At 44.1% G+C, this 7,369-nt stretch carries 6 protein-coding genes; all 6 read right to left on the bottom strand.

All coding sequences use genetic code 11. From position 1 onward, the window contains the following. Window positions 1-63: 63 nt before the first annotated feature. Complete coding sequence (locus tag HQK80_06965) at window positions 64-1,263, bottom strand: glycosyltransferase family 4 protein (protein ID MBF0221955.1); 1,200 nt, start codon at window positions 1,261-1,263, stop codon at window positions 64-66. Then, a complete protein-coding gene (locus tag HQK80_06960; protein MBF0221954.1) occupies window positions 1,241-2,500 on the bottom strand; it encodes a glycosyltransferase family 4 protein in 1,260 nt (419 codons plus the stop codon). Before HQK80_06960 ends, HQK80_06965 begins: the two co-directional genes overlap by 23 nt. A 196-nt stretch (window positions 2,501-2,696) precedes the next feature. Then, on the bottom strand, window positions 2,697-3,482 hold the full coding sequence (locus HQK80_06955; GenBank protein ID MBF0221953.1) for a hypothetical protein: 786 nt from the start codon (window positions 3,480-3,482) through the stop codon (window positions 2,697-2,699). Window positions 3,483-3,922: 440 nt separating this feature from the next. Beyond that, a complete protein-coding gene (locus tag HQK80_06950) occupies window positions 3,923-4,738 on the bottom strand; it encodes a sulfotransferase domain-containing protein (protein ID MBF0221952.1) in 816 nt (271 codons plus the stop codon). A gap of 3 nt (window positions 4,739-4,741) precedes the next feature. Beyond that, window positions 4,742-5,899 carry a glycosyltransferase family 61 protein gene (locus tag HQK80_06945; protein ID MBF0221951.1) on the bottom strand — a complete coding sequence of 386 codons (1,158 nt, stop codon included), beginning with the start codon at window positions 5,897-5,899 and terminating at the stop codon, window positions 4,742-4,744. Further along, window positions 5,877-7,364: a lipopolysaccharide biosynthesis protein gene (locus HQK80_06940; GenBank protein ID MBF0221950.1), complete on the bottom strand. Its 1,488-nt coding sequence runs from the start codon at window positions 7,362-7,364 to the stop codon at window positions 5,877-5,879. Before HQK80_06940 ends, HQK80_06945 begins: the two co-directional genes overlap by 23 nt. Window positions 7,365-7,369: the final 5 nt, after the last annotated feature.

The following is a 7,369-nucleotide window of genomic DNA, read 5'->3' as shown; positions in this document are numbered from 1 at the left end:
CCCAGCAATTTTCTGCTGAATCATATAATTACTTGCTCCATTATTCGCTCCCCGGAAATGCAATCAGGCGAGGACTTCGCTATAGATGTCAAGCAGCTCTTTACAGTGCACGGCAAGGGAGTATTCCCGTTCCAGCTTTTCTCGGCCCGCCCTGCCCATCTGTAGACGTAGTTCTTTGTCATTGCCCAAGAGAGCCATCCTCTCGGCAAGCTCCCCAGCGTTGCCCATTTCGACCAGGAAGCCGGAAATCCCATCCTCAATCTGCTCGGGGATGCCACCAATCCGGCTACCGATCACCGGCTTGCCATACGCCATGGCTTCCAGCACCACCATCGAACAGTTCTCGAACCACTCGGAAGGAACCACCACAAAGGCCGCTTCCTTGATAAGGGTGATCAATTCATCACCACTTTTGTAACCGAGAAAATCAACTTCGCGAAATTCTGCTGAAAGTCTTTCGGCAAGGGGGCCGGTGCCTACGACATTGAGGGCATACTTTAGTGGAAGGAGTTTATGCGCTTTAAGCAGGGTCTCTATGCCTTTTTCCTTGGAGAGACCGCCAAAATATAGCCCGTATTCTTTGTCGTCATAATGGGGGATAAAACGATCAAGATCGATGCCGTTAGGAAGTACAGATATTTTTTCACTGGGGATTCTTCGTGCTGTCATCTCAGCTAGAAAATTGCTGGGAGAAATGAAGAGGTCAACAGCATTATAGCTTTTTCGCCAGCGATGCCAGTAGCCTTCCAGCATCAGAAGAAGTTCCTGCCCCCAGGACTGCTGACAGTGGCGGGTAAGGGTATTCCAGAAGGATGTACCATTGCAAGCTGTGCAAAGGGTATTCTTATCTAAAGCTATATAGGAAGGGCAGATAAGTTTGTAATCATGCAGGGTAAGAACCACCTTAACGCCGCGCCTTTTCAATACCGGGATAATGGAGGGGGTCAGCTGGTGGTAAATGTTATGGAGGTGGGCGATATCAGGCTTTTCCTGTATGATCATCTCCTCAATTTTTTGCACAGCTTCTCTTGAGTGAATAAAAGAGAGAGCTGTTTTTAGTTTGCCCTTAATCCCTTTTACTGAATCATAGTTGATCTTGCCGACAAAATGATGAGCGTAGGATGAAGCAAAATTGCGTTCATCCTGCATGGAGAAATCAATAACTTCAATTCCGCTGCCCGCGAGAAATTCTCTCTCCTGAAAAAACACACGTTCTGAACCGCCGTTTAAGTGAAAGAATTTATTTACCAGAAGTATTTTCATGACAGATCTGTTGATATTTTTGATGAACAGCCTGGGCAATCACATCATAGGTTCGATTGTTGAGGACATAGCGACGCCCGCTCTCCCCCATCTTGGCGGCCATGGATTGATTTTGAAGTATGGTTAAAACCGCCTCGGCAAAGGCATTGTGATCATATGGAACACAGAGTCCTCCGTGGCTTTCCCGGACGACCAGGCTTTGCTCCGGGTGGTCGTTGGCAACAACCGGTTTCCCCATTGCCATATATTCGATGAGTTTTGTTGGTGAGGTAGAGTTTAGGATGAATGTTGGGTAAAATGGTGAGACACAGACATCTGCTTTTCGAACATACTCCCATGCCTCTTCCATCGGCAGAAAGCCGGTGAAGACCACCTTGTCGGCAATATTAAGTTCAATGGCTTTTTTTTCTAAAAATATTCGGTCCTGAGGATCTTCACCATCCCCGACAAAATAAAGTTTGGTTTGGGGTTGTTTTTGAAGAACTTTTACAAACACCTCTAACAGGAAATCGAGACGGCGCATTTTTATGAGTGTTCCAAGGTAGAGGATACGTTTTTCGCTCGTGTCTGAAGTTGTTTGCTCAGTGGAAATTTTCTCAGCTTTTACATAGGGAATTTTTTCGAGTTCAATGCCCATAGGAACCGAAGTAATTTTTTTTAACGTGATTCCCATGTCAGCAACATCTTTTTTCATCTGCTCGCTTTGGACAAAGATATGTTCGGCAGACGGCATGATAATCTTATAGAGCAGAAATTTGAAAAGCGTTCCGCGGATCAGGTAGAGCAAAGGGTATCGTGCTGTTCCGGCCTTGTACTGATAGATGTCTGATTCTGGTATGGGGTACGAGAGCCAGTAGACAAATTTTGCCCTTGTTATTTTTGCGGCAGTAATTGCAAAAAGCGCGGAGATAAAATCATCTTTGACTTGCAGAACTTTGTACCTTTTCTTTAGTGCAAGCTGTAACACTCGCAGTTCATTGCCAATCTTCAGTAGATGTTTTTTGATGCGCCGATAACGATTTGTCCCATTATCTGTAGCGGCAACCCATGCACACCCACCACCCCATTCAATTTGGTACGATTTTGTGCAGTCCTTTTCTGACTGCATAACCCAATCAATGTTGTAGCCCATATTAGCGAGCTTTTTGCCGAACAGTGTTGAGACATCAACTCTGAAGGGTGGAAACTTGTCTTCAGCTAAAATTAACATATTGATTGTGCGGCAGTTTAGTGTCATTTGGTTTATCAATTTGGAATTATTCAATTATTTAATTAATTCTCTCTACTTACTTCAAGGCCGTAACTTTGGAAAACATCAAGTTTTTCTTGTTCAGATTTTTTGCTGTTGGGGTGAAATATATAGGCGGAATTTTAGCGAATGGTATTCGCTTGCGCATAAGGAGATTCAAGGCGCTTCTGGACATAATGGTTCCTCAAGTCCAAAGAGAGTTACTGCTCAAAAAATCTTCATTGTCAGGAGTTGATTGCATTGTTAAGTCCCTGGTTCGAGACTCAATAAAACCCAACAAAAGAAATATGGCGTATGGCATCATGCCGTGCATGATGCCGTTTGTGATACTGTTAATTAAAATTAAAGTGATGGTAACCAATGATGCCGCAGTCATATGATCCTGACGGGCATGTTTTCCTGCAGTGATGAAATTGGCGATAAGCACTCCGCTGTAGAGCAAGTAGCCTATGATGCCGCCAAAAACCAGCCATTCAATGTTGAAATTGTGCCAGGTGAAAAAGCTATGCTGCCACGAATACTTGCTTTTCCCTGTTTTCATTCCTTGGCCGATAATCGGACTTTTAAAAAATTCATTCAATCCATTCTTGAAGTGTAGGCTGCGCCCGTAGAGGCTCTGTTTCCAGAGTGTCGTGTCGGTTAGTCTATCAAGACCATTTACGGCATCACCTTTTATGGCTTGCGTTTCTGGGACCATGAAAAGCTCGGTATTGGCAGCAAGAAATACTGTACTAGTTAGCGCACCTCCAAGAATTACAGCCATCAATAAAGCGGCTTTGCCCCTGCGAATTATGAAGTAAAACAAGGGGGAAAAAAACAATGCCAGTAGATAAGCACGGGGAAGATTAATGACAAGAAACAGTAGTAAGGGGAAAAATAGCAATAACCCCAAAAATTTTTTAAACCCTTTTGCATAGAGAATGTAGAGCATTCCAACGACACAGAGCGTAGCGTAATCGATGGGATTCATGGATAACACGATTGTCCGAGAAAATGTTTGAAGAAAAGTTATGAATTGAACTGTGCCAAAAACCAGTAATCCTAAAATTAAAAACAAAAAAGAACGGTGGAACTGTTTATCGCTCCTTACGAAGGTTTTTATTACAAAATAAGACAGTACGGGAATGAAAAGCGCATGGAACGCCACATAGCCACTTTCGATAAGAGATTCGGCGAACATAGTTGATATGAGATATAACAAGCAAAGTAGGATGATAAAAAAATCAGTCATGTTGAAGTTAAAGGCCTGATCCGATCCGAGTACTAGGTAAAAAATAGCGCAGCACGACAAGAAAATCATACTTAAAGAGTAAGGGTTAAACGTAATTAGACCTATCTCCAATTGTAGAATACCTTTACTGAAAGGAAGAAGGGCCAACGAAAGTGGAAGAAGCCATAAGGCAATGATATTCATAAAAAAAGTGCTTCTTGGTATGGTTGAATAAGCTTCTGTGCTGCCATATAGACATCGGCACAGTCTCTTTCTATAATCTGGCGCGTTGCGGAAGAGATCGACTTACATTTGTCAATGCTCTTTGCGTGGATTTTGTCAGCGTAACTCTCATGATAAGGCTCGTTTACAAAATCATAAATACCAGGAAGTAGTTTCTGGCTGTTCAGGATGAGATCGTTATAATCAATGACCATCAGATTGCTGGCTGAGAAGATTTCATGCAGCTCAAATAGTTGTTCTGTTTTTCCTCTGTATGAAAGGCAGGCTTTCGTAAGTTTGTCTTCATCCGGCAAAAAATATTTTGCTAAAAAGCTTTTCCGCTTCGGTTTATGAAATTTTTCCCCACAGGCAAGATAGAGCTCATTCAGAGCAAATCTTTCCCAATTGTAGAGCATTGACCAAACGACCGAATAAGGGTCGCGCAGAACCCATATCATTTTTACGTTGTTCTTATGAGCAAAATACTCATGATAACATTCGTTGACATACGTTGTCTGAAAGCAATACCTGCCCTTGCTTAAGGACTTTTCCCGACCGCATAAGATAAGCGCTGCATCCAGTTCATCGTCTTTGCCAGTCTGAAAATCAACAAAACCATTACTGTGACGAAGTATTCGTGCAAGCAGCGTAGTACCCGAGCGTTGACATCCAGTTACCAGTACAGGTTCAGAATAATCACCAAGACGGTCAAGCAAACAACATCCTTTGCGGCGGACCTCTCTGCCAAATTTCTGCCAGGATTTAATTTGTCTTTGTTTGCCCGTAAACTTCACCTCTCATCCCCTTTCAATGAAATCTTCAACTTTGTGGCGCAAGGTATCAATGTTAACAAGAAAGTCTTCATTGATATGAGTGCAGTTTGGGAAGCACAGATAGTCATACGGACAGTTGCAGGATTTGCTGAGATAGTAGTAATTGGGCTTTATCTCGCGAATGCCGAAAAGCTCTAATACTTTACTGCCATTGCAGAAAATTATATTTGCAAGGCCTGCCCCATGTGGTGCGATAACGGCATCGGCGTCATACATCACCTCGATCTGATCCTCGATTGACATCGTTTCAAAATGGTATGTTTGAAAGCCGTATGTGCCTAGAAGTTTAAGCACTTCTTCTTCATTCTTGATCCTTCTTCTCCCAGCCTGACTTCTTGAAATATAGATTCGGGTATCTTTTTTCCGTGGTCTATGGGGCAACACCTTCTCTGTAAAAAAAGAGAGGTATTCGGAAGGGATGTACCCTGAAAACTGACGGGTCAGGAAGGATGAGAAGAGATACTTGTCATAGGAGTAAATACGATCCTTGGGAAGCACATGAATTTCGAGGCCGGGAATCTCAAGCCTTTTAAGAAAAAAATCTTCCAGCGGGGTGATCTTTTCAATTGCAATTAGCTTGATATCTTCTTGAAGGTTAAAATTTTGTGCGAAGAACGCAAAAAGGCGGGGAAGATTATCGATAAGGACGTGATAATAGTCATTGAACGGCCTGAAGCTGGCAGATCGTAATAGAGTTGCCGAGCCCTCGATCCGTTCCTCCTTTTTGCGGAGGTAGGAACTCCATTTGAAGTATTTGCTCTGCGTATAGGTATTGCTTGATTCAGCGATGATATTGCCCTTCTGGTCGAGCAATGTGTTTTCGTTAGCACAGTGTTTTATCCCACAAATAGCGGAGCTGAAGGCAAGCGGAATCTGATATGTGCTTTGCCGGAGGTGTTGACATTGTGGCAGGAAAGGCATCTCAAGCGCTTCGAGTGTGGAAATCGGTGTATAGTCAAAGGGTAGGATCTGCCTTGACAGTTCGGGAAAGGACTCTTCCAACGACTTAACCGTTAACAGTCGACTGGATACCTTTTCCCCCACAAGCTCTTTGATCTGGCGGCCATTATGCCAAAGTGCTGATCTTTTAATGGTTGTTTTAAGATCTGCTGATAACGTCATGGTAGTAGTCCTTGCACTGTTTAGAGAGTATCTCGTCATTCCAGATAATGACAGAGAGATAAATAAGAGTTGTCGTAAGGCAGTAAATAATCAGGTACCGGCTCCATGGACTGTTTTGGAGAACAAGCACAGAACCGACAATACATAGTGGCCAGAGCAAACCTCTCTGGGTAGCTTGCCAAAAATCCCGCCAACTGGTTCCTGTCAGTTCCATGAGCCAGCCGGTGCGCAATAGCGTAACCACAGAGACTGAGACTGCGTACAGAACCAGGGCTAGCTTCGAATTCCCCGCTGCGAAGCCTGCCGTGAAGCTGCAGCAGATAATTACCAATGTGATGCTGTTATGAATGGTCCGCTCTTTTTGCTTCTCGTACAGATCGTAATAGATGCTCATAGGCCGGATTGCAAAAACTGCGATAAAAACTGGCATTATTAGTTTTACATAGCTCCCAGCCTCTTGCCATTCGGCACCGAAAATGAGCCCAAAAAGATCGGCCAGGACGAAGCTTAAGATTACCATGGGTGCGACGAAAAGTGAGAGAATATAGCGGTACAGCCGCATGGTGTTATGTGCCAGGTTTTCACCATTGCGGAAGTGCTCGGAGGCCTTCTGGGAAAAACTGCGACCCAGGGAATCGCCCACGAGAGTCATTGGTTCGCCAAGAATCCGCTGGGCAAGGGCGTATAACCCAACCACAGCAGGTGAGAAGAACGCTCCGAGTAATAAGAGCGGGGCCTGAACGCTGGCTCGTTGCACAAAAGCATCCCCGACAAATTTAGGGAAAATGATATATCGGCGGGCAAGCAGTTTCATTCTCTCAAAGCTAAAATTAGTAATGATCGTTTTGATCGGTTGGGTGTCGGCAAAGAACAGGGTGACCATTGAGCTGGACAGGCCGGCAATTTTTCCAGATAACAGCCCGGCAGGATTTCCGGCGACAAAAAGCCCTATGTATATTGAAAGAGCTCTGTCGGTTGTCGCGCCGGTAACTTTAGAAAAGGCAAGGCGGTTGAAGAATTTGAGGCGGAGAAACCACATGTCAGTAATTTGCTGCACCCCTGCGACAAGCACAACGGCCGGGATGAAAAAAAGGAGAGTCTGGTTACCCAGGCCAAGTTTCTGACTGAAGAATAGTGGAAACCAAGAAACGAAACCAAGGGAAATAATACTGGTAGATACTACTAGAAAAAAGCAAAGGGCTATTAGATTGTCTGCATCTTCATGTTTTTCCGGCAGCAGGATTGTATTGTTGTAGCGCAGACATGATACAGCGACAAAAACTTCCGCAACTGCAATAATCAGCGAAAAAGCGCCAAAAACTTCTGGAGGGTAAAGTCGGGTAACCAGCGGTGCCAAACCAAAAGTGATTATACGGGCAACCATATTGCCACCCACCAGGGTTAGGGTATTCCTGAAAAAACTATTTTCTTTTTGGCCAATTGTAGAAGATACTGTTGTTGCCATGGGGT

Source organism: Desulfobulbaceae bacterium, assembly GCA_015231515.1.
GTDB lineage: Bacteria > Desulfobacterota > Desulfobulbia > Desulfobulbales > VMSU01 > JADGBM01.
The sequence above is the reverse complement of the archived record's forward strand: the minus strand, read 5'-3'. Positions and strand labels throughout refer to the sequence as shown.

Coding starts and splice junctions, on each gene's coding strand:
- HQK80_06965 (MBF0221955.1), bottom strand. CDS start 1,263: ATGAAAATACTTCTGGTAAATAAATTCTTTCACTTAAACGGCGGTTCA.
- HQK80_06945 (MBF0221951.1), bottom strand. CDS start 5,899: ATGACGTTATCAGCAGATCTTAAAACAACCATTAAAAGATCAGCACTT.
- HQK80_06960 (MBF0221954.1), bottom strand. CDS start 2,500: ATGACACTAAACTGCCGCACAATCAATATGTTAATTTTAGCTGAAGAC.
- HQK80_06955 (MBF0221953.1), bottom strand. CDS start 3,482: ATGAATCCCATCGATTACGCTACGCTCTGTGTCGTTGGAATGCTCTAC.
- HQK80_06940 (MBF0221950.1), bottom strand. CDS start 7,364: ATGGCAACAACAGTATCTTCTACAATTGGCCAAAAAGAAAATAGTTTT.